Raw genomic sequence first — 18,977 nt, 5'->3', positions numbered from 1 at the left:
GTCAGGCCGCGCCGGTTGTGACCAGCACGATGTTGTCCGACGAAAACCCGTTGGCGACCCCGCCAACGATGACGGCCACCGTCGACGTCACGCCGTCAGCATCCAGCAAGACAACCACATCGCCTGACGTGCCCAGCGGTTGGACCGAGATATCTGCCGCCACATCGCCACTGCCAAGCGTGATTTCCAGAACGTCCGCTTCGGACCCGGTGGTGATGAAATCCTGGATCTGGACCCCGAAGGCCGGTTCTCCCTGCACGCCGATCCCGCGCTGCGACAGATCAACCTCGAAGACATCGGCCCCCGTCCCTCCCCAGGCCAGGTTCGCCGCCCCGCTGCCTGCGTCGATCGAGTCGTTGCCGGTGCCGCCGATCAGGACATCGTCGCCGCTGCCGCCCAGAAGGCTGTCGTTGCCGCTGTCGCCCCGGATCGTGTCATCGCCATTCTTGCCGACCAGCAGGTCGTCACCGCTGCCGCCGTCCAGCAGATCATCGGAATTCCCGGCATAGATCGAATCGTTGCCCGCGTCGCCGTTCAGGACATCGTCGTTTTCAGGATCGCCTGATCCGTAGGTGTTCATCACCATCAGATCGTCACCGTCCCCGCCGCTCAGGCTGTCCTGGCCCCTTTCATCATAGATCGTGTCGTTGCCATCACCGCCAAAGACCAGGTCGTCGCCGTCCATGGCGTCGATCAGGTCGTTGCCGATGCCGCCCTGCACGGTATCGGATGCGCTGCCGCCCCGGATGGTGTCCGCGCCGCTGCCGCCGTCGAGATAGTTCAGCCCTTCGCCGCCGAACAGCTTGTCGTTGCCATCCATGCCCAAAAGGCTGTCATCGCCACCTTCGCCGCGCAGGTTGTCATTGCCGGTGCCACCGCCAAGCGTGTCGTCACCCTCCCCGCCCTTCAGCAGGTCCGTCCCCGCCTGTCCGTTCAGCACATCCGCCCCGGCGCCGCCGTTCAGCGTATCGTCGCCGTCGCCGCCGAGCAGGTCGTCATCGCCACCACGGGAATAAACCAGATCGTTGCCGCCCAGGCCGCGAAAGACGTTGTCGCCGTCGCCCAGTTCGATCTGGTCGTCGCCTTCCGTGCCTTCGGTGGGATCGGGTTCGGCCACGTCCCGGTCGTCGTCGTCATCGCTGCCGCCCCAATCGACCCCAACCAGACCGGCAAGCAAAAGAACAGGAAGCAAAGACAAAAGTAACAGCATGACGTTTCCCCACATGAACCGGGTTAATAATTCATGAAGAACACATTTTTGCCAATGTTTTTATTATATTAGAGGCATGGATCGCGACAATGACGGCCAAGGACGGGCATTGTTTCCACGGCGGCCCCCGCGCGGCAATCAGTGGTTGCGCAAAGCTGTCGCCGCGCGGATGGCTCAGCCCCAAAGCGCCTTGCGCAGCATGTTGGCGGCAACGATCAGGATAAAGACCGCAAAGGTCCGGCGCAGGGTCAGCGCGGGCAGCGCATGGGCCATCTTCGCACCCCAGGGCGTGGTGATCAGCGTCATCGATACCGCGATCAAAAAGGCCGGGATGTTCACCGCCCCGACGGTATAGGGCGGCGCGCCCGTCACGCCCAGCATCAAAAAGCCGATAACCGAAGGCACCGCGATCAGCAGGCCAAAGCCCGCCGCCGTCGCCACCGCCCGGTGGATGGGCATGTTGTAAAGCGTCATCAGCGGCACGCCAAAGCTGCCGCCGCCAATGCCCATCAGCACCGACAGGAACCCCACAAGCGGCGACAGGATCGCGCGGCTCAGGCCTGTGGGCATCTGCTGCGCCAGCCGCCAATGCGCCTTGCCAAAGGCCATGTACAGCCCGACCAGCCCCGCCAGCACGCCAAAGATCACCGCCAGCACGGCGGACCGAAGCCCCGCCGCCGTCAACATCCCGATCACCGCGCCGATCACGATGCCGGGGGCCCATGTCTTCAGCACCTCCCAGTCCACCGCGCCCTTCTTGTTGTGCGAATGCACCGACCGGATCGAGGTCACGATGATCGACGCCAGCGAGGTCGCAAGGCAAACCTGCATCAGTTGCGGGCCGTCAAAGCCCAGCCCGGCAAAGACAAAGTAAAAGACCGGCACCAGCACGATGCCGCCGCCGACGCCGAACAGCCCCGCCAGCACTCCGGCAAAGGCCGACGAGGCCAAAAGCAGCAACAGCAGCGGCAAAAGCGTGGAAAGGTCCTGGGTCATGCGGTTTGTCCTTGCTCGATCTGGTGCAGCGCCTCATGGACCAGCTCCGGCCCGGCGCCTGGCCGGCTTGCCCCTTCGGACAGGACCCGCCGCCAGTTCCGCGCACCGGGGCGTCCTGCGAAAAGGCCCAGCATATGGCGTGTCACCTGATGCAGTTTGCCGCCCGAGGTCAAGTGCCGCTCGATGTAGGGCAGCATTTGCAGCGCCACGGCCTGCGGGGTCGTCGCCACCGGCGCGGCGCCAAAGACACGGTGATCGGCGGCGCCGAGGATGTCCCAGGGTTGGTGATAGGCGGCGCGCCCGATCATCACCCCGTCCAGCCCGCTGTCCAGCAGCGCCAGCGCCTGGTCAAGGCTGTCGACGCCGCCGTTGATCGAGATGTGCAGGTTGGGAAACAGCTGCTTCATGCGCTGGACTAGGTAATAGTCCAGCGGCGGGATATCCCTGTTTTCCTTGGGCGACAGCCCCTGAAGCCAGGCCTTGCGGGCATGGATGGTCACCCGTTCGCAGCCCGCCGCGACGATGCGCGCCAGGAATTCGGGCAGCACCTCTTCGGGGTCCTGGTCATCGACGCCGATCCGGCATTTGACCGTCACCTCGACATCGACGACGGCCCGCATGGCCGCCACGCAGTCAGCCACCAGTCCGGGATGTTTCATCAGGACAGCGCCAAAGGTGCCCGATTGCACACGGTCGCTGGGACAGCCGCAATTGAGGTTGATTTCGTCATAGCCCGCCTGCTGGCCCAGCCGCGCCGCCATGGCCAGCTCGGCCGGGTCAGAGCCGCCCAGCTGCAGCGCGACGGGGTGTTCTTCGGGGTTGTGGTCCAGCAGATGCAGCGCCCCGCCGCGCACCAGTGCGGGGGCGGTCACCATCTCGGTATACAGCAGCGCGCGCTGACTGATCAGCCGATGAAGATACCGGCAATGGCGATCGGTCCAGTCCATCATCGGTGCGACGGACAGGCGGGCCGCCCGGCGGAGGTCTGCGGCCCCTTGTTTTACTGGCTCAGCGCGATCGGACATCGGCTCGGTTTTCCTCGGTTTTGGGGCCGTTTGCCCCCGTTTTTGGGGTGAGTGCAACAAGATGTTGCACCGACCCGGAATTGTTGCACCGGTTTTTCGCCTCTTGGCAGGGCACCCCGAGGGGCCCTCCGAGTGGTCTCGGCCTGGTCTCCGAACACTCGTCCGAGCCCGAGATATTAAACCCTGATCAATTGTCCGTCCGTGGGCCCGGACCCGGATCGATCTCCTCAACATCGACAACGAATTCTCGAAAAGGCGAACCGATGGGTACCATCATGCAGCGCAAGAAGAAAGACGGCTCACACAGCTACACGGCCGTCATTCGCAAGAAGAAGGCTGGCAAGGTCATTCTCACCAAGACCGAAACGTTTCAGAACGAACAGGCTGCAAAACGTTGGCTGAAAAAGACCGAGCGCGACCCAAAGGCGAAAGGCGCTGTCGAGCGCGCAGTCGCAGCGCGACAGCGCAAGACATGGTCGGATGTCATCCAAGCCTATTGCGACGCATCTCCTGAAGGTTTTGGCAAGACAAAGACTGCGACCCTCGCTTATCTCCAAAGGCTCGACGTCGGCGGCATGGCTGTAGAGGAAACCGACGACCACGCTTTCTTTTGCCTGGCTCGGGACCTTCTGAACGGAGTCCAGGCCCCACCCGCAGATCCCGACGCCGATTGCCCCGAACACTATGAGCTGAAGCCCCGCAAGCCACAGACGGTAAACAGCTACTTGGCAACATTACGCACAGTGTTCCTGTATGGTGGACCCATCTGCAAGCTGGATTTGCCGATTTCAGCCTTCGAAACAGCCATGCGGACGTTGAAACACCAAAACTTGATTGGCCGCTCGGCTAAGCGCGACCGGAGACCGACACTGGAAGAGTTGGACCGGCTGATGAGCCATTTTTATGACAGCTTTCTGGCCGACCGTCGACGCGTACCGATGCATAAAGTCATTGGCGCCGCCATTACTCTGGGTCATCGCCAGGAGGCGCTGTGCTCTATTCCTTGGAGCGATGTGGATGAGAATATGGCGCGCTTAACAATCCGAAACATGAAGCACCCACGGCAGACAGCTGGCAACGACGTAGTCGTGTGGATCACGGATGAAGGCATGAAACTTATCAAGTCAATGCCAAGGAATAACGAGCGAGTCTTTGCTTACAACCCTGATACCGTCAGCCGTCGTTTCACCGACGCATGCAAGCTACTTGGCATTAAGGATCTTCGTTTTCATGACCTCAGGCATGAAGCAATCTCACGCTTCTTCGAAACGGGCCTCGACGGCGGTAGCCGCGACATCATCCTGAAATATACCGGCCACGCCCCCGACGGCAGCCTGTCGCGCTACATTCACGTAAACCAAGTCAGCGACAAATTCGCCGGCTGGAAATGGTGGGATATTTTGTTTGCCCCCCTCTGACACAGGTGCTGGGCGCTCTGAAAACTCCTCCCGGCGCCCCTCACTACCATCGTGTTTTTGGCAAGAATTTCCGTAGTGAATCGCAGGGAACCAGTTTCTTGCAATGGAACACTCAAAACCCTCCGACCGTCGAAATTCGCCAGCCGCCGCCTACCTATAGGCCATGGATAATGTCCGCTTGCTTCACCCCAAAGGAAGCGTCGGCAAGGTCAGCTTCACTATCATCCGCAGCCGAGAGGAGACGATCACGCGTACGTATTCTGTCGAGACTGCATCGATTATTGTGGACTCGTTGCTCGACGAAAGCACCTAACTGTGAGGTGCCCGTAGATTTGTAGACGCTTTGCTTGGTAATTTTGGTAGCCAAGGATAAGCGCGAATGTCATCGCAAAATCGGTTTGCAGACGAGTTCAAAAGGGGCGCCGTCGCGCAGGTTGTTGATCGCGGCTATGCGGTCAGCGAGGTGGCCAAACGGCTCGGGGTCAGCAGCAATTCGCTCTACACCTGGAAGGCGCAATTTGCGGAGCCGGCCAAGGTCCGGGAGGCGGAGGCGGATTTGGCTGCCGAGCTCAGACGGGTGAAGAAGGAACTGGCCCGCGTCACCCAAGAGCGGGCTATCCTGAAAAAGGCCGCAACATACTTCGCGCGAGAGTCCCGTTGAAGTATGGCTTCATCCGGGCTCATCGGTCAGAGTTTTCAGTTCGGACGATGTGCCACGTGTTGATGGTCCACGTCAGCGGCTTCCATGCGTGGCTTAAGGAACCGTTAAGCCAGCGCGCAGGAAGATGCGCGGCAGACCGAATTGATCCGTCAGGCCTGGACGGACAGCGGCAAGGTCTATGGCTATCGCAAGCTGCACGACGATCTGTGTGATCAAGGTGAGGCCTGCTAGAAGAACCGTGTCGCGCGTTTGGCCGGCCTGGCTGGTATTGCCGCGCAGATTGGATACAGGCGTCGTCCTGGTCGATATGGCGGCTCGCCGGCGATCGTTATGGAGAATACGCTGGATCGCCAGGTCGAAGTCGACGCGCCCGACACAGTTTGGGTGACAGATATCACTTGCATCACAACCCATGAAGGCTGGCTTTACCTTTCCGTCGTCATCGATCTGTTCTCAAGGCGTGTCGTTCGGTGGTCGGCCCAGTCGCGGATGACGACGGATTTGGCGTTGCAGGCGCTGCTGGCGGCCGCCTGGCGTCGCAAGCCAAAGCAAAAGGTCATGATCCATTCGGATCAAGGATCGCAGTTCACCAGCCGTGAGTGGCAAACATTTCGCATCCAGCACGGTTTGGATGCAAGCATGAGCCGACGTGGGACCTGCCATGACAATGCGGTCGCCGAGAGCTTCTTTTCAGCTCCTGAAGCGGGAACGGATCAGGCGCCGTACGTACCCCACACGCGAGGCCGCAAGGCAGGACGTGTTCGAATACATCGAGAGGTTCTACAACCCGAAACGCAAGCACACGAACAACAGCATGCTGTCGCCCGTTGACTATGAGATCAGACAGCAGAAGCTGAACAAGGCAGGTGTCTGGGAGACTAGGGGCACCTCAGTGTTTACGATGAGCCCTAAATTCTCCCCAATCAAATCAACCTGAACTGTCCCATTTGCTCTAACGTCAGACACACGCATCGAAACGCTTCACAACACCTTCGCTTACCGGATTGCTCGGGACCTCGCGGCAGTGGATACGCGGGATCAGCGCCGGCGAGCGCTTCGCGTCAAGTCGAACAAGCCGCTGCGGACACGGCCGGCCATCGACGACATGAACCCTTTCACGGCTCCAGGCGCAGAGTCGAGCGCCGCAATGGCGGGAATACTGGGCGCGAACAGGTAAGCGCCGCCGTCGGGAATAATCCATTCGTTGTCGCCGCCTTCGATCCGGATCGAGGTACCGTTGCGGCTAACGTCGATACTGCGGGGGCCAGGCGTCGTACCTACAAGAAGGTCATGGCCCCGCCCCGGGCAGCTTTCACTGTTCATCCAGTTGGCGGTTACAAAATCGACCTGCATCTCGGGATCGGACTGGAACGCCACGAACAGCAGCCCACGGTCATCGGGGCCGTTGTCGAACGGGATACCGCGCCGCAGGAATCGCTGATGGGCCGGAACCGCCTGGTCGGACGGACCCCGGCGAGGGTTCGTCTTGCGGATATGCGCACCTGTTGGACAACCACCGGCTTGCGCGGCAACTGAAAAGTCAAAGGCGTCAAGGCCGTCCAACGCGGCCATCAGACCGTCGTTGTTCGTGTCCACCAGCGTCCCGTCCGGCCAGCGCCCGACGATGATCGCGGCGACCTGTTCTGCGGTCAGCCCCGGCCAGTCCGGCGCCAACTGCGCCGCCGTATCCTGGCAGAACCCGTGGAACGCATCCGGCTTCTGGATCAGACGGCGCAACTGCATGAAGCTTCCCGCATCGGAAAACAGCCGCGTGCCACTGGCCAGGGCCGGTGGCGCCTCTCCCAACGCGTTCTCATAACCTAATATGAATTGCCCCGGCGCCTGGGCATCTTCAGGGTCGTCGCCATGGCCGAGTGCTGGGCGCGGCTGTGCTATCCCGTCGCGAAAGCCGAAATGCTCCTTGTCGCCGGGAATGCGGGCCCCTTCCTCTTGCCACAACCTGGCAAACCCGGCTTCTTGAGCCCTCGCCAGATGGCGGGCGGCGGCCTCTTGGGTGCTGCCCCGGTCGTTGCCGGCAACGATAAAGAGCATGTCGAGCCGCGTCGCGGCCGCGCCCCCGAACCGCCAGCTGTCTGGCTGCGAAAGATCCTGCAGCAAGAACCGGCGCGCCGCGTAACCGTTCCGGAAGGATTTACTGAAGAAGGTGACATCCGGGCGCAGGCGTTTCAGCAACGCCTGCCCCAAGCCAACGCAGAGCCAGCTGCGTCCGATGCACTCAACAGGATCCTTCATGACTTTGCGGTCGCGCCAGACCTCAGCGTGCGATGTTACCTGCCCCGCGAGCAGCGCCATCATCTCGCGGACCGGTGCAAGATCGGCACCTTCGTCAAGGCGCAGCCCGAGAAACACCTGATGGGCTGTGTTGAAACCCGCCAGCACGTTCCCCTGGACCGCCTCCAGATCGACCGGGGTCACCGGCGTGCATCCCGGGCGCCAGGCGCGCCACCCATGGGCGCAACGCTCATCATATTGCCAGGCTCCGCCGGTCCGATCAGGCCGGGGAACTGATCGGTCAGCCCCTGCCCGCACCCGCTGGACGTTGGCAACAGAAAGGCCGATCCCTGTCCGGCGCAACAGGTTCCGATGCATCGGACCCTGGGACCAACCCCGCCGCCGTCGCGCGCCCAGCGTGTCACGTAGAGATGCACCTTTACAAGTTCGGCCAGTTGACCCGGAAAGCGCACGGGGCTGCCCCCGATGGTCAGGTCACTCAGGGTCATGGGCCGCCCTTGATAGGTTTCACCGTCGGGGATGCGCAGCGTAACGCGTAGAATGCGCGAGTCGTCCGTGTTCAGCCGGCCTGCACCGCGCTCTTCATGCCACCACGCGCGCGGCACCGGCTGGGTTTCGTCCGGCAGCCGGAGCTGCGTAAAGGCGACATCCGCAATATAAAGCCCGACCGGATCGGCCAGCGTATAGCGATAGCCATCCAGCACCTGCGTGTAGGCGTCGCGCGCGATCCCGGGGTCGCTGTTGCGGTTCGGATCGCCTCCACTGCTGCAACAGATGATGCGCTCGGCATTGTCCGCAGCGACCAGCTCACCGTCCGAGGCCACGCGTGCCAGGGCCGATACACCGGCAAGGTTGACCTCCGCCCCAAGCGAATTGGCCCGGTGGCTCAGGTGGCAAATGCCGCCGAAGATGTTGAAGCGGTTGCGCGGGTTGAACCCGCCTGGGCGGGCAATCGTATGCTCCCCGCGGGTTGAGCGGAAAAACAGCCCCTGCGGCGCGCGCAGATCGTCGGCAGTGATCGCATCGGTCTTCAGAAATTCCCGGTACAGGGTCACGACGGCGTCTTCGTCGGCGTCAAAAAGCGCGCTGAAATAATCGTAACCTTCGCTGACGAAAGTGATCTCGCGTTGTCCCTCGGAGACCCGCCATTCGAGATATTCATCCTGCCGGTGCCGGACAGGAAGCTCGTAGAGATGTCCCAGACGGTCATAGATGCGGGCGTTTCCGATATCCTCCTGCCCCAGGTCCTCGACCGCGCGGTAAAATCCCTGCGGATCGTCGACAAGCTGCGCCTGAGTGATATCCGACCAATCGCGTCGTTCAACCGATTGCGGAAAGCCAAACCATTGTGCCGTGGCAACCGTCTCGGCCCCTTCGGGTACCGCCTCTTCGGTCGGATCTACATAACCCAGCTGCGGGCGCAGCGCCTCCAGTTCGGCTTGGGTCTGAGGATTGCGTCCCAGCACTTCGGCAGCCAGCTGAAAGACGATTCCGCCCGCCGTTTGTGCCATTTCTTCGTGCCATTTTCCGGGATCGGTGAAATCCGTGACGTATCCCGGCGAGTTGAATGTCCAGGTCATGCGCCTGCTCCTTTCAATTGCGTCATTTCGGTTATGGCGGTTGCGCGGGCGGTCGACGTGCGCATCAGCGCGCGTGTCACCGCATCGACAGCATCGATACGCTTCGAAGCCAGTTCGGATTCGTCGCTCAGGATGTCCCGGGCCGCCTGAAGATCGCTTTCGAGTTCTTCCGTCACGTGCCGCATGGTGGTCGACTCGGCGCTCAATTGCGCGTTCTCGCGTTGCAGTGCGTCAATGGCCCGCGCGCCGGGCAAACCCACAGATCGGCCAAGCAGCAGCCCCGCCGCCGCAAAGCCCAGGGCTTCCAGACTGGAAAAAAGCGAAAACAGCCGGTTCCAGGTCTCGGCATCCGCCGACGCCTGACCGACCAGGTAATAGGCGAACCCGAGAAAGGCGATAACGATTACCAACGCACCCATGGCGCTGTATTCCTTCAACTTTTCCATGTTTCGTCCTCCGTGGGAATGAATGTCGAAGAGGCGCGCGAGCGCGGGAGAATGCCCCGCGCGCCCCGCTTCGGGTCAGCCGTTGTGGCGCGACCACCACGCGTCGAGGTCGGCCCGCGTGCCGCCATTGCCGTCCGCATCCCAGACCAGCACAGCCGCATCGTCCTGATTGCGAGTTCCGCCCGTCCCGACGATCATGATCCGATCGCCGTCGAACGAGGTGAACCGCATCGACACCGGCTCGCGATAGGTCAGCATCTGCTCTTGCAGGATGGACACCGCCAGCCGCTCACCCATGCGCAGCGATTCATAGTAGTCGGTGTAGAAATGCACCCCGGCAAAGTTGCGCCCGATGGAGATATTGGCCGCCAGCTTGTCCAGTTCGTGCTGGATTGTCAGCGTCTCGCTGATCGGCTTCAGCTTTGTGTATTCGCTGTCCGGGTCCGGCACGACCGCCGTGGCAAACGGCACGGCCTTCCTTCCCTCTTTGTCCAGCCCCAGATACTGTTCATGCATGAGCGTCAGAGGGCGCTCGGCGCCGAACAGCCCGGCCGGATAGCGATTGTCATAGAGGTTTTTGTCGTCACCGATGGCTCTGTTGCACAAATCGCGTGAGGGATTCATCTCGTGAATCCAGCGTGGTAGCTGGGATGCATGAGCAGACCCATACCCCCGACCTACAAGACCAGAAACTGGCCAGCCTACAATGAAGCGCTCAAGCGCCGGGGCTCGCTGACGATCTGGTTCGACCCTGAGATGATCTGGGATGCCGTGCCGACAGGCAGGCGTGGCCGCCAGCAGAGCTATAGCGACGCCGCCATACAGACGTGCCTCTCGATGAAAGTGCTGTTCGGCATGGCGCTCCGGCAGACGACCGGGTTCGTCGAGAGCCTGCTGCAGCTGGTCGGTCTGAACTGGACGGTGCCCGACTTCAGCACGCTATCTCGCCGCCAGAAGACCTTGGCCGTCAACATCCCATACCGCGGCTCCAAGGGGCCGTTGCACCTGTTGATAGACAGCACCGGGATCAAGGTCGAGGGCGAAGGCGAGTGGCACGCCCGCAAGCATGGCGGCCCTAAACGCCGCGTCTGGCGCAAGATCCACTTGGGGATTGATGAGGAAACGCTGGAGGTTCGGGCCGTCGAAATCACCGGGAGCCACATCGGTGATGCGCCGATCCTACCCGACCTTCTCGACCAAATCCCGCAGGACCAGGAAATCGGTAGCGTCACGGCTGATGGCGCCTACGACACGCGCAAATGCCACGATGCGATTGCAGATCGCGGCGCCCATGCCGTCATCCCGCCCCGCAAAAACGCGAAGCCCTGGAAGACGATCACCGCCGGAGCCGTGGCGCGAAACGAGGCCTTGCGCGCGGCGAAATACCTGGGCCGCGCACTCTGGCGACGATGGAGCGGATACCACCGCCGAAGCCGCGTCGAGACAAAAATGCATTGTATGAAGTTGCTGGGCCAGCGGCTCATGGCGCGGGACTTCGACCGCCAGGTCGCGGAACTCCAGGTCCGCATTGCCGTCCTGAACGGCTACACCGCGCTCGGCATGCCCGTCACGGAAGTCGTAGGATAAGTCCGCCCGGGGAAAGGGGAAACTCGGCGTTCAGCCGATTTGTGCAACAGAGCCAAGCGCCAATCAGGCAGTGACGTAAAAAAAGTGCAACAATCGGTGCAACAGATTTCGCCCGCAGGCGTTTTGACCAATAAATCAAGGCCCCTCAGGACCTGTGGGAACCATCCATCATCGGTGCAATGGACAAGTGCACAGCCCGGCGGAGGTCTGCGGCCCGGTGTGCTTTTGACGATGCGGCTTGGGCCAACGGTGCGGCTCCCCTTGTTAGCCGAGCTGTTTGCCCCCGTTTCCAAGGTGAGTGCAACACGATGTTGCATGGTGCAGGTCCTTCATGCCTGACCTACGGTGCCCTTGGTCAGGTTCTGGCGAACATCGGTTCCTCCCTTGCCAACCCACGGACCGCGCGGCGCATGAACAGTCTTGCCCCCGGGGCGTCAGCCACGATCGCGCCGACACAGCGCCCGGGCCATCGTCAGAACCGCACCTCGAACAGGACCGAACAGCGGCTGGATCGGCCGTCGTAGGCCGCCATGTTCGACTGGGTCCATCGCAGGTGACAGGCGAATTGCGGAACCGCCGAGAACAGCGTCATGCGCGGGTCCGAATAGGACGCCCCGACCCCGAAAAACCGGTCGTCCCTTGTGTATCCCAGCGCCGCATCCGGTGCCTTGTAACGCCGGTGCCCCAGCTCCATGTCCAGCCATCCCAGCGCGCCATTGCCCGGATCGCCGCCGATGGCCGCCGTCAGGACCTGGCCGAAATAGCGGTTTTCGTCCTTTTGGGGATTGTTGCGATCGCTCAGCCCCAGGCCAAGCCGATAGCGGCCCTCTTCGCCCAGGCGGTCCTGGTAGACCGCGCCGATGCGGAAATCCCCGGCGCGCGGCTGCGGTTCTCCGTCATAGCGCCGCTGCTTGTAGCGAAAGGTAAAGCTGAGCGAGCCCGTCGGCGAGGTGATCAGCGTGCGGTTGGCGTTCAGGCCAAGAGCCCAGAACGCCTTGTCCGGGGCCTGTTCGATGTCATAGGTCGAGCGTTGCAGATAGGGCGCGATTTTCCAGCTGCCGTCGTCCAGCCGGCCTTTCCAGTCCAGACCGGCGCGCCAGACATGGCGGGTTTGCTCAATGCCCCAGAACTGGTCGCGGTTCAGCGCAAAGCTGTAGGCCAGCGTCTGGGTGTCGCCCAGCGCCTGGGTGTATTGCGCCCGTGCCCCAAGGCGGAAAAACCCGCCATCCGTAACCGTGCCGCCACCGCCGCCTGCACCCTTGCCGGAGCCGTTGCCATTGCCGTCCCCGTCGCCGCCATCGCCCCAATCGCCATCGTCCTCATGGCCGCCGCCTTCGTGACCGCCGCCCTCGTGGCCGCCGCCGTCATGGCCGCCTCCGCCGCCCATGCCCGAGGCCGATTGATGCTGGTCGATGTCCGAAGAGTGCAAGGCGCCAAAGACCAGCCGATAGGTCCATTTGTCCGCCTTTTCCGCCAGACGCGTGTCGCCATGGTTGAACTCATGGCTGAAGTCGTGATCCTCGCTTTGCCCGGCGTCGCCGCCACTGCCGGTTTCGGCGCTGTGCGCCCCTTCCCGCTCCTGCTCCAGGTAGCGTTCGATTTCCTGGCCCGGGTTGGCGACGCGCGCGGCGGAATGCGTGCCCAGGGGGTTGGCCCCCGGGTCGCCGCCCAGACGTATCTGGCGGCGGTCCTGATCGCGCTGCTGGTCGCGGTCCTGATCCTGAACCTGTTCGCGGTCCTGCTCGCGCTCCTGCGTTTGCTGGGTGTCGCGGCTTTGGTCCTGGCTCATGGTGGCGACATGGCATGTCTTGCAGGTGGCCGAGCTCATCGCGTCGATGTTCGGATGCGCGGGCGGAAGAAAGCGGTTGTTCGCATGGCAGGCCTTGCAATCATCCCCCAACTGGGGCGTGGCCAGGGCTGCCCCCGCCGTGCCAAGCGCCGCTACCGTGCCGACCAGAATGATGAATTTGCGAAACATGGCGTTCCTTCCTTGTTGTCCAAAGCGGTTCTGGTCCAGGCACCTTGCGCCGCACTCAGGGCATCGTGAAATCGAAATCATGGCACTTGGCGCAGAAATTGACCGCCGGTTCGTGCTGATGATGGCAAAGCGCGCAATTGGCAAAGGGCGCCCCATGCGGCGTTGAATGGGGGTTGGCGCCGACCGTATCCTCAAGATGCCGGGTCAGCGCGCCCAGATCCTCAAGCGATCCATGACAGGATGTGCACAGGGCCGTGTCGGGCGTTTCGGGCGCGGCCGGGTCCTGGTGGCAGGTGGCACAGCCGATGTCCGCAAAGAAATGGCTGTGACTTTGAAACAGCCGATCATCAAGCGAAGCCGCCTGATCGGTGCCGTGGCATATCCGGCATCCGTCCATCGACATGCCTGCCGTGGGCAGATGCGCCTCGGGCAGCAGGTCGGGTTCGTCATGGCAGGCAGTGCATTCATGCCTGGGCGCGGGCTGGCCATCGCGCATGATCACCCCTTCGTCGCCGGCATGGCCCTTGTCGCGGTCGCGCTTCTGGCGCACTCCGTCCGAGGCGGCAGGCCACAGGCACCCGCCTTCGTCCTGCACAAGACAGCCATCCCCGGCGCCCGGCGACGTGCAATCCCCCGCCTGGCAAAGCATCCGCGCAGGCCAAGCCCCCGCCCCCCAGGCCCCAAGGGCCAGGGCGATCAAAGCCACCGCCAGAACTGTCAAAACGCGCGCCAAGGCACCCTCTTTGTCGGAAAACCACGCCCCAAATTATCGCAGCCGTTCCGGGCGCACCTTGACCCTGATTAAGTCAGGGGAAAAATCTGTCCGATCCTGCTGCGGGTCCTTGCGCGGGCTGGACGCGCGCGCAAGGCTGTGATCGAAATGGCCGTGATGACACGGATGTTGCGCCCTGCCCTGCTGTTTCTTGCCGCCGCCGCGCTGATGGCGGGGGTGCTTTTGCTTATGGGGCGCGGGCTGATCTGCCCCTGCGGATACATCAATCTGTGGGCCGGCGCGGATGTTGGCGCCGAACAAAGCAGCCAGCACCTGTTTGACTGGTATGCCCCCAGTCACCTGATCCATGGGTTTGCCTTTTATGCCGGGCTATGGCTGCTGGCGCGCCGCCTGCCGCTGGACGCCCGCTTTGCCATCGCCCTGCTGATCGAAGCGGCCTGGGAGCTGCTGGAAAACTCGGCAATCATCATCGAGCGGTATCGAACCGTGACGGTATCGTCGGATTACAACGGCGACAGCGTCGTCAATTCGCTGGCCGACCTGCTGGCGATGGCGGCGGGCTTTTACCTGGCGCGCATCCTGCCCGTCTGGCTAAGCGTCACCCTGGTGATCGGTTTCGAGCTGCTGACCGCCGCGCTGATCCGCGACGGGCTGGCGCTGAACGTGCTGATGCTGCTTTGGCCGCTCGATGCGGTCCTGGAGTGGCAACAGGGGCTGTAAGCCCCGGTCCCGCCGCCCGCAGGCAACACCAAAGCGCTGCCTGCCGCCCACGGGCCTTTGTGTCAGGCCGCGTCGCCGACCAGGGCGGGCAGCCCTGCGGGCCGCGCCGCCGCTTCGCCCGCCACCAGCGGCGCGATCAACAGCGTTTTCCAACGATCGGCGAAATCGGCCTCGGCCTGTTGGGCGCGGGTCTGGCACAGCGGCGCAGGCGGGCCGTCCAGCACGGCAGACAAAGCCTCGGCCCAGGCCTCGGCCCCCTGCCCGGTCACATGCCGCGCCCCCGGTCCCGCGCTGTCCACCAGCCCGTCGACCCCCGAAGTCAGCACAGGGCGCCCTGCGGCGCGCGCCTCCAGCGCCACCAGGCCAAAGGCCTCCCAGCGCGAGGGGATCAGGACCATGTCGACCGCCTCAAAGGCGTGCTGGGGCGCCGCGACATGAGGCTTGAAAACGATCCGGCGATCATCGCCCGCCAGGGCGCGCAGGGCTTCCAGGTCCGGACCGCTGCCGCAGATGTCCAGCGCGATGTCCTGTTCCGGCAGGCTGCAAAAGGCCTGGATCAGCAGATCGAACCCCTTTTGCGGGTGCAGCCGCCCGATCGCACCAAAGCGCCGCACAGGCCCTGTCGCGGCCGGGATCTGCCGAAACGGCGCAAGGTCCACGACCGGCGGGATGACCACCAGCCGTTGCGACTGCACCAGCCTGCGTCGCGACAGCCAGGCCCCCTGCGGCGCGCTGACCGCCACAACCCGGTCGAACAGCGCATAGGCCGTCCTGAGCAGCGTAAAGAACCGGCCCCGCGCCGCGACGTTCAGCGCCGTGAACCGCTCGGTATAGCTGTGTTCGACATGCACGATGGGCGTGGCCGCATGGCGCGCCCGAAACGAGATCAACCGCGGCAGGCTGCGCCAGCTGATCGCCAGGTGCGACACCACAAGATCGGCCTGGCACGATGGCAGGGGCGCGCGGCGCGATACCGGGCGTATCTCGTGCCGGGCATCGCGGGCCATCTGCGGGCAGCGGCGAATATGGTCCAGAACGCGGGTCACGCCGCCGGGGGTCGTGTCGTCGACAAGATGCAGCACGGTGGGTCGATGGGACATTGTCATGGTCATTGCTTCCTTCAGGATTTGACTTTGGAGGTGGACAGCGCCGCCCGCGCGAACCGGCGCGGTGTTTCGCCAAGGCGGCTGAGCGCCTGCGCCGCGGCCCAGGTGGTCAGGCTGCGCATCGGCTCTTCGATCAGGGGGCGGCGCGACGTGGCAAAGGCCCGCGCCGCATAGTCACGCGCCTTGTCACCGTCACCGCTGCTGCAGGCGCGCCGCGCCAGATAGCGCAGCTGATAGGCCCGGGCCGCGGGTTCGTGGCGGTCGAAAAAGCCGGGGTTGAGCGGGCGCAGCTTGGCCACCATGCGTTCCCACGATGCAAGCTGCGCCTCGGTCCGGGCCGACAGCCCGCCCGCGCTGACCCGGTATTCGGTCAGCAGGCCCGGCACGCCCTGCACCGACCAGTCGGTCGCCAGGCACAGGCGCAGCCAGCATTCAATGTCCTCGGACTGGCGAAAGGTTTCGTCAAAGACCCAGTTGCGCCGGCAATCGAACCGCGGCCGCCAGGCGATGTCCTCCAGCGCCGCGCGCCGCAGCACCGCCGAGGACCCGTTGCCCACCGGGTTGCGTTTGAACACATGCGCGCTGGACACATCGAACAGGCGCGGCCGCTGCGCGTGCCACAGCCGGTTGCCCGCCGTGTCGATCAGCGCCGAGCCGGAGTAGCTCAGGCCGACATCCGCCATGGCCTCCAGGTGATCCACATGCACCGCCATCTTTTGCGGCAGCCAGCGGTCATCGGCATCGCAGAACCCGATCACCGCGCCGCTGGCATGGGCGATGCCGCTGTTGCGCGCCCCCGCAAGGCCCCGGTTGTTCTGCTGAACCAGCCGCAGGCGGCGGTCGGCCCTGGCGTGATCCGCCGCGATCTGCGCGGTCTCATCGGTCGAGCCGTCGTCGACGACGACGATCTCGAGATCCCGAAAGGTCTGGGCCTGCAACGAGGCAAGCGTATCGGCCAGCGTCAGGGCGGCGTTGAAGGCGGGCACGACAATCGTGGCATAGGGCATGGCAGGTTTTCCTTTTCATCGACGGAACAAAGTGTGGCGCAGGCGCTTTGGCAGCACCGGGCGCAGGGCAGCGGCCAAGGCGATCAGGCCGCCGCGCCGCAGGGGCAGCAGGAAGGCCGCCGGATCGCTGCGCAGACCTTGGCCGACCAGCGACCAGAGTTCGCGCGTAGGGGCATCGAGCCGCAGGGCGCGGCGTGCCAGGTAACGCAGGTGAATCGCTTCGTGGGCGGCGGTGGGCGCGTAGCCGAACAGATCGGCGGTGGCCAGCGCCACATCGCGCGCCGCCCGCATCGCACCCAGGTTCGCCGACAGCCCCGCGGGGCTGAGCCGATACAGGACATGATCGCGGTCCAGCCCGATCAGCGCGTGCTGCATGCCGACCAGCCGGATCAGGAACTCCAGGTCTTCGTTGTGGACCATGTCGTCGCGCAGCCCGCCCAGCCCGACATAGACCTCGCGCAACAGCGACAGGTTCGACATGGTGCCGACCGGGTTTTCGCCCAGCAGCATCGGCAGCGTGACCCGCCCCTGCGGCACGCTCGAACGGCTTTGCACGCAGGCGGGATCATGGCTGAAGAACCCGATCCGGCCATAGGCGGCATCGGCGCCCGCGCCAAGGATCGCCTCGGCCACGTCCAGAAGCTTGCCGGGCAGCCAGATGTCATCGGCGTCGCAAAAGGCCAGCACGTCGCCGCGCGCCAGATCAAGCGCGGCAAAGTTGCGCGCCGCGCTGGGGCCCTTGCCGGGGTTGGCGTGCACGCGGATGCGTGGATCCAGCGCGGCCCAGGCCGTGGCCATGTCACGCGTGCCGTCGGTCGACCCGTCATCGATGACAAAGGCCTCCCACTTGTCCCAGGTCTGCGCGCGCAGGGCCGCCAGGGTCTGGTTCAGGGTCGCGGATGCGTTGTGGGCGGGAATCACCACGGAAATCAAAGGCATGGATCAGGCTTTCAGTCGGCTTGGAAAGAAGGTTGCGTTCAGCACGGGCCCCGACAGCGCGGTCATCACCACGCAGGCCGTCGCCAGGTATCCCCAGGCAAAGACGGTCAGGCCGTAGGGCAAGGCCAGGAAGGTGTTCAAAAGCAGGGCGGCGGTCAGGATCGTGGTGCCGCGCAACTCCAGGATCGTGCGGTTTTCCGCGCGCATCCAACCGGCGCTGGCGGTCCACAGCATGGTCGGGATCGCCACAAGGCACAGGATCGAGATCGGGCGCGCCAGCTCTTGCCAGTCGGGGCCCAGCAGCAGCGGCACGTACCAGGGCGCCAGCACCGATTGCAGGCCCACCACCGGGGCGATCAGCAGCAAGGATACGAACACCCCCTGCCGCAGGGCGCTGCCGCGCTGCGTGCTGGCGCAAAGATGCGGGAACAGCACCGCCGCGAAGGCCGTCGAAAACGAGGTGGCAAGGCTGAGGCCGGCGTTGAAGGCCATGAAATACAGGCCCAGCATCTCGGCGCCCATCAGCACTGCGACCAGCAGCTTGTCCGCCTGCATGCGCGCCGCCTTGACGATCTCGGTCGCCAGGACCGGCCAGCCAAAGGCCACAAAACCGGCCAGCGGCGCAAGGCCCGCCTGCGGCGCGCGCTGCCAGGGATGCAGCGCCCGCATCGAGATCAGCCAGAACGGCGCCGTCAGCAGGCGCGGCAACACCAGCGCCAGCGCCGAGGGCCAGACCAGCGCCAGCACCAGCGACAGAAGGTTCGCCAGAACCGCCTGCCCGCCCGCGATGCTGGCGGTGCGCTTCAGCCGTCCGGCGCGCAGCGCCAGGCCGCATTGGACCAGGCCCGCCGGCATGAACAGGTACTCCCCCGCCAGCACCAGGATCAGCAGCGCCAGCGCGGTGTTGCCGGTGGCGACCCACAGCAGCAGGGCCAGCAGCGATTGCACGATGCAAAGCCCGGCGCACCACAGCCAGTTGATCCGGTGCGCCCGGTTGCAGACCGCCGCCAGCTGGTCCGCCGGGGCGGCGATGATGCGCTGCCCGACGCCGTTTTCGGTCAGCGCCTTCAGCAGGTCGCCGGTGGCCAGGGCGGCCGCAGCGAGGCCGATCTCGGCCGCGTCCATGCTGCGCGCGACGGCCACAACGACCCCCAGCCGCGACAGGCGGGTGGCCACCTCGGAGGCGCCATAGGCCAGCAGCTGGCCAAGAAATTCGGATCTGTTTCGCATGACTGCAGTCTGTCCCGTTCAGTTCGGGGCCAGCAATAATCGCAGCCCCCGCAGACTGTCCCGCACGCAGGCGGAGCGCACCGCGCCG

General features: G+C 64.1%; 16 protein-coding genes and 1 pseudogene. 4 read left to right on the top strand and 13 right to left on the bottom strand.

Annotated elements, in window-relative coordinates; genetic code table 11:
• Window position 1 precedes the first annotated feature (1 nt).
• The 3 genes from QF118_RS10690 to dusA all read right to left on the bottom strand — a co-directional run bounded on the left by QF118_RS10690 (window position 2) and on the right by dusA (window position 3,231).
• The gene (locus QF118_RS10690) at window positions 2–1,210 is read right to left on the bottom strand and encodes a calcium-binding protein (protein ID WP_282299050.1); all 1,209 of its coding nucleotides are present in this window, start codon (window positions 1,208–1,210) and stop codon (window positions 2–4) included.
• Between the two features lie 174 nt (window positions 1,211–1,384).
• Entirely contained in the window at window positions 1,385–2,206 is an 822-nt protein-coding gene (locus QF118_RS10685; protein WP_282299049.1) for a sulfite exporter TauE/SafE family protein, read from the bottom strand.
• Window positions 2,203–3,231, bottom strand: coding sequence for a tRNA dihydrouridine(20/20a) synthase DusA (gene dusA, locus QF118_RS10680; protein ID WP_282299048.1), 1,029 nt, complete (start codon window positions 3,229–3,231; stop codon window positions 2,203–2,205). Before dusA ends, QF118_RS10685 begins: the two co-directional genes overlap by 4 nt.
• A 275-nt stretch (window positions 3,232–3,506) precedes the next feature.
• Here dusA and QF118_RS10675 point away from each other — a divergent pair, with 275 nt between their 5' ends.
• Window positions 3,507–4,649: a site-specific integrase gene (locus tag QF118_RS10675; RefSeq protein ID WP_282299047.1), complete on the top strand. Its 1,143-nt coding sequence runs from the start codon at window positions 3,507–3,509 to the stop codon at window positions 4,647–4,649.
• Window positions 4,650–5,028: 379 nt separating this feature from the next.
• Window positions 5,029–6,154, top strand: a pseudogene (locus tag QF118_RS10670) (IS3 family transposase); the annotation flags it as partial.
• Between the two features lie 194 nt (window positions 6,155–6,348).
• On the opposite strand, the gene QF118_RS10665 reads toward QF118_RS10670, so the two are convergent.
• From QF118_RS10665 to QF118_RS10650, 4 genes are all read right to left on the bottom strand, one after another.
• Window positions 6,349–7,746 carry a Dyp-type peroxidase gene (locus QF118_RS10665; protein WP_282299046.1) on the bottom strand — a complete coding sequence of 466 codons (1,398 nt, stop codon included), beginning with the start codon at window positions 7,744–7,746 and terminating at the stop codon, window positions 6,349–6,351.
• On the bottom strand, window positions 7,743–9,143 hold the full coding sequence (locus QF118_RS10660) for a DUF8225 domain-containing protein (RefSeq protein ID WP_282299045.1): 1,401 nt from the start codon (window positions 9,141–9,143) through the stop codon (window positions 7,743–7,745). The genes QF118_RS10665 and QF118_RS10660 overlap by 4 nt, the downstream gene beginning before the upstream one ends.
• Complete coding sequence (locus QF118_RS10655) at window positions 9,140–9,589, bottom strand: hypothetical protein (RefSeq protein ID WP_282299044.1); 450 nt, start codon at window positions 9,587–9,589, stop codon at window positions 9,140–9,142. The genes QF118_RS10660 and QF118_RS10655 overlap by 4 nt, the downstream gene beginning before the upstream one ends.
• A 75-nt stretch (window positions 9,590–9,664) precedes the next feature.
• Complete coding sequence (locus QF118_RS10650) at window positions 9,665–10,213, bottom strand: phosphatase PAP2 family protein (RefSeq protein WP_282299043.1); 549 nt, start codon at window positions 10,211–10,213, stop codon at window positions 9,665–9,667.
• A gap of 30 nt (window positions 10,214–10,243) precedes the next feature.
• On the opposite strand from QF118_RS10650, the gene QF118_RS10645 reads away from it, so the two are divergent.
• Complete coding sequence (locus tag QF118_RS10645) at window positions 10,244–11,176, top strand: IS5 family transposase (RefSeq protein ID WP_282299042.1); 933 nt, start codon at window positions 10,244–10,246, stop codon at window positions 11,174–11,176.
• A gap of 472 nt (window positions 11,177–11,648) precedes the next feature.
• On the opposite strand, the gene QF118_RS10640 is transcribed toward QF118_RS10645, so the two are convergent.
• Window positions 11,649–13,154 carry a surface lipoprotein assembly modifier gene (locus tag QF118_RS10640; protein WP_282299041.1) on the bottom strand — a complete coding sequence of 502 codons (1,506 nt, stop codon included), beginning with the start codon at window positions 13,152–13,154 and terminating at the stop codon, window positions 11,649–11,651.
• 55 nt (window positions 13,155–13,209) lie between these two features.
• The gene (locus QF118_RS10635) at window positions 13,210–13,887 is read right to left on the bottom strand and encodes a cytochrome c3 family protein (RefSeq protein WP_282299040.1); all 678 of its coding nucleotides are present in this window, start codon (window positions 13,885–13,887) and stop codon (window positions 13,210–13,212) included.
• Between the two features lie 147 nt (window positions 13,888–14,034).
• Between QF118_RS10635 and QF118_RS10630 the strand changes: the two genes are divergently transcribed.
• A complete protein-coding gene (locus QF118_RS10630) occupies window positions 14,035–14,607 on the top strand; it encodes a DUF2585 family protein (RefSeq protein ID WP_394357090.1) in 573 nt (190 codons plus the stop codon).
• A 62-nt stretch (window positions 14,608–14,669) separates the two neighbouring features.
• Here the strand turns inward: QF118_RS10630 and QF118_RS10625 are convergent, their stop codons facing one another.
• From QF118_RS10625 to QF118_RS10610, 4 genes are read right to left on the bottom strand one after another with little or no spacing between them, the layout of a single operon-like run.
• Window positions 14,670–15,707, bottom strand: a complete 1,038-nt coding sequence (locus QF118_RS10625) for a glycosyltransferase family 4 protein (RefSeq protein WP_282299039.1) — start codon at window positions 15,705–15,707, stop codon at window positions 14,670–14,672.
• 20 nt (window positions 15,708–15,727) lie between these two features.
• Window positions 15,728–16,720: a glycosyltransferase family 2 protein gene (locus tag QF118_RS10620; protein WP_282299038.1), complete on the bottom strand. Its 993-nt coding sequence runs from the start codon at window positions 16,718–16,720 to the stop codon at window positions 15,728–15,730.
• A 15-nt stretch (window positions 16,721–16,735) separates the two neighbouring features.
• Complete coding sequence (locus QF118_RS10615) at window positions 16,736–17,659, bottom strand: glycosyltransferase family 2 protein (protein ID WP_282299037.1); 924 nt, start codon at window positions 17,657–17,659, stop codon at window positions 16,736–16,738.
• Between the two features lie 3 nt (window positions 17,660–17,662).
• Window positions 17,663–18,889, bottom strand: coding sequence for an oligosaccharide flippase family protein (locus tag QF118_RS10610; RefSeq protein ID WP_282299036.1), 1,227 nt, complete (start codon window positions 18,887–18,889; stop codon window positions 17,663–17,665).
• Window positions 18,890–18,977: the final 88 nt, after the last annotated feature.

Origin of the sequence: Tropicibacter oceani (genome assembly GCF_029958925.1) — a bacterium.
Taxonomy (GTDB): domain Bacteria; phylum Pseudomonadota; class Alphaproteobacteria; order Rhodobacterales; family Rhodobacteraceae; genus Pacificoceanicola; species Pacificoceanicola oceani.
This window is presented reverse-complemented; position numbering and strand designations above follow the sequence as displayed.

Coding starts and splice junctions, on each gene's coding strand:
- QF118_RS10690 (WP_282299050.1), bottom strand. CDS start 1,210: ATGCTGTTACTTTTGTCTTTGCTTCCTGTTCTTTTGCTTGCCGGTCTG.
- QF118_RS10685 (WP_282299049.1), bottom strand. CDS start 2,206: ATGACCCAGGACCTTTCCACGCTTTTGCCGCTGCTGTTGCTGCTTTTG.
- dusA (WP_282299048.1), bottom strand. CDS start 3,231: ATGTCCGATCGCGCTGAGCCAGTAAAACAAGGGGCCGCAGACCTCCGC.
- QF118_RS10675 (WP_282299047.1), top strand. CDS start 3,507: ATGCAGCGCAAGAAGAAAGACGGCTCACACAGCTACACGGCCGTCATT.
- QF118_RS10660 (WP_282299045.1), bottom strand. CDS start 9,143: ATGACCTGGACATTCAACTCGCCGGGATACGTCACGGATTTCACCGAT.
- QF118_RS10655 (WP_282299044.1), bottom strand. CDS start 9,589: ATGGAAAAGTTGAAGGAATACAGCGCCATGGGTGCGTTGGTAATCGTT.
- QF118_RS10650 (WP_282299043.1), bottom strand. CDS start 10,213: ATGAATCCCTCACGCGATTTGTGCAACAGAGCCATCGGTGACGACAAA.
- QF118_RS10645 (WP_282299042.1), top strand. CDS start 10,244: ATGAGCAGACCCATACCCCCGACCTACAAGACCAGAAACTGGCCAGCC.
- QF118_RS10640 (WP_282299041.1), bottom strand. CDS start 13,154: ATGTTTCGCAAATTCATCATTCTGGTCGGCACGGTAGCGGCGCTTGGC.
- QF118_RS10630 (WP_394357090.1), top strand. CDS start 14,035: ATGGCCGTGATGACACGGATGTTGCGCCCTGCCCTGCTGTTTCTTGCC.
- QF118_RS10625 (WP_282299039.1), bottom strand. CDS start 15,707: ATGTCCCATCGACCCACCGTGCTGCATCTTGTCGACGACACGACCCCC.
- QF118_RS10620 (WP_282299038.1), bottom strand. CDS start 16,720: ATGCCCTATGCCACGATTGTCGTGCCCGCCTTCAACGCCGCCCTGACG.
- QF118_RS10615 (WP_282299037.1), bottom strand. CDS start 17,659: ATGCCTTTGATTTCCGTGGTGATTCCCGCCCACAACGCATCCGCGACC.
- QF118_RS10610 (WP_282299036.1), bottom strand. CDS start 18,889: ATGCGAAACAGATCCGAATTTCTTGGCCAGCTGCTGGCCTATGGCGCC.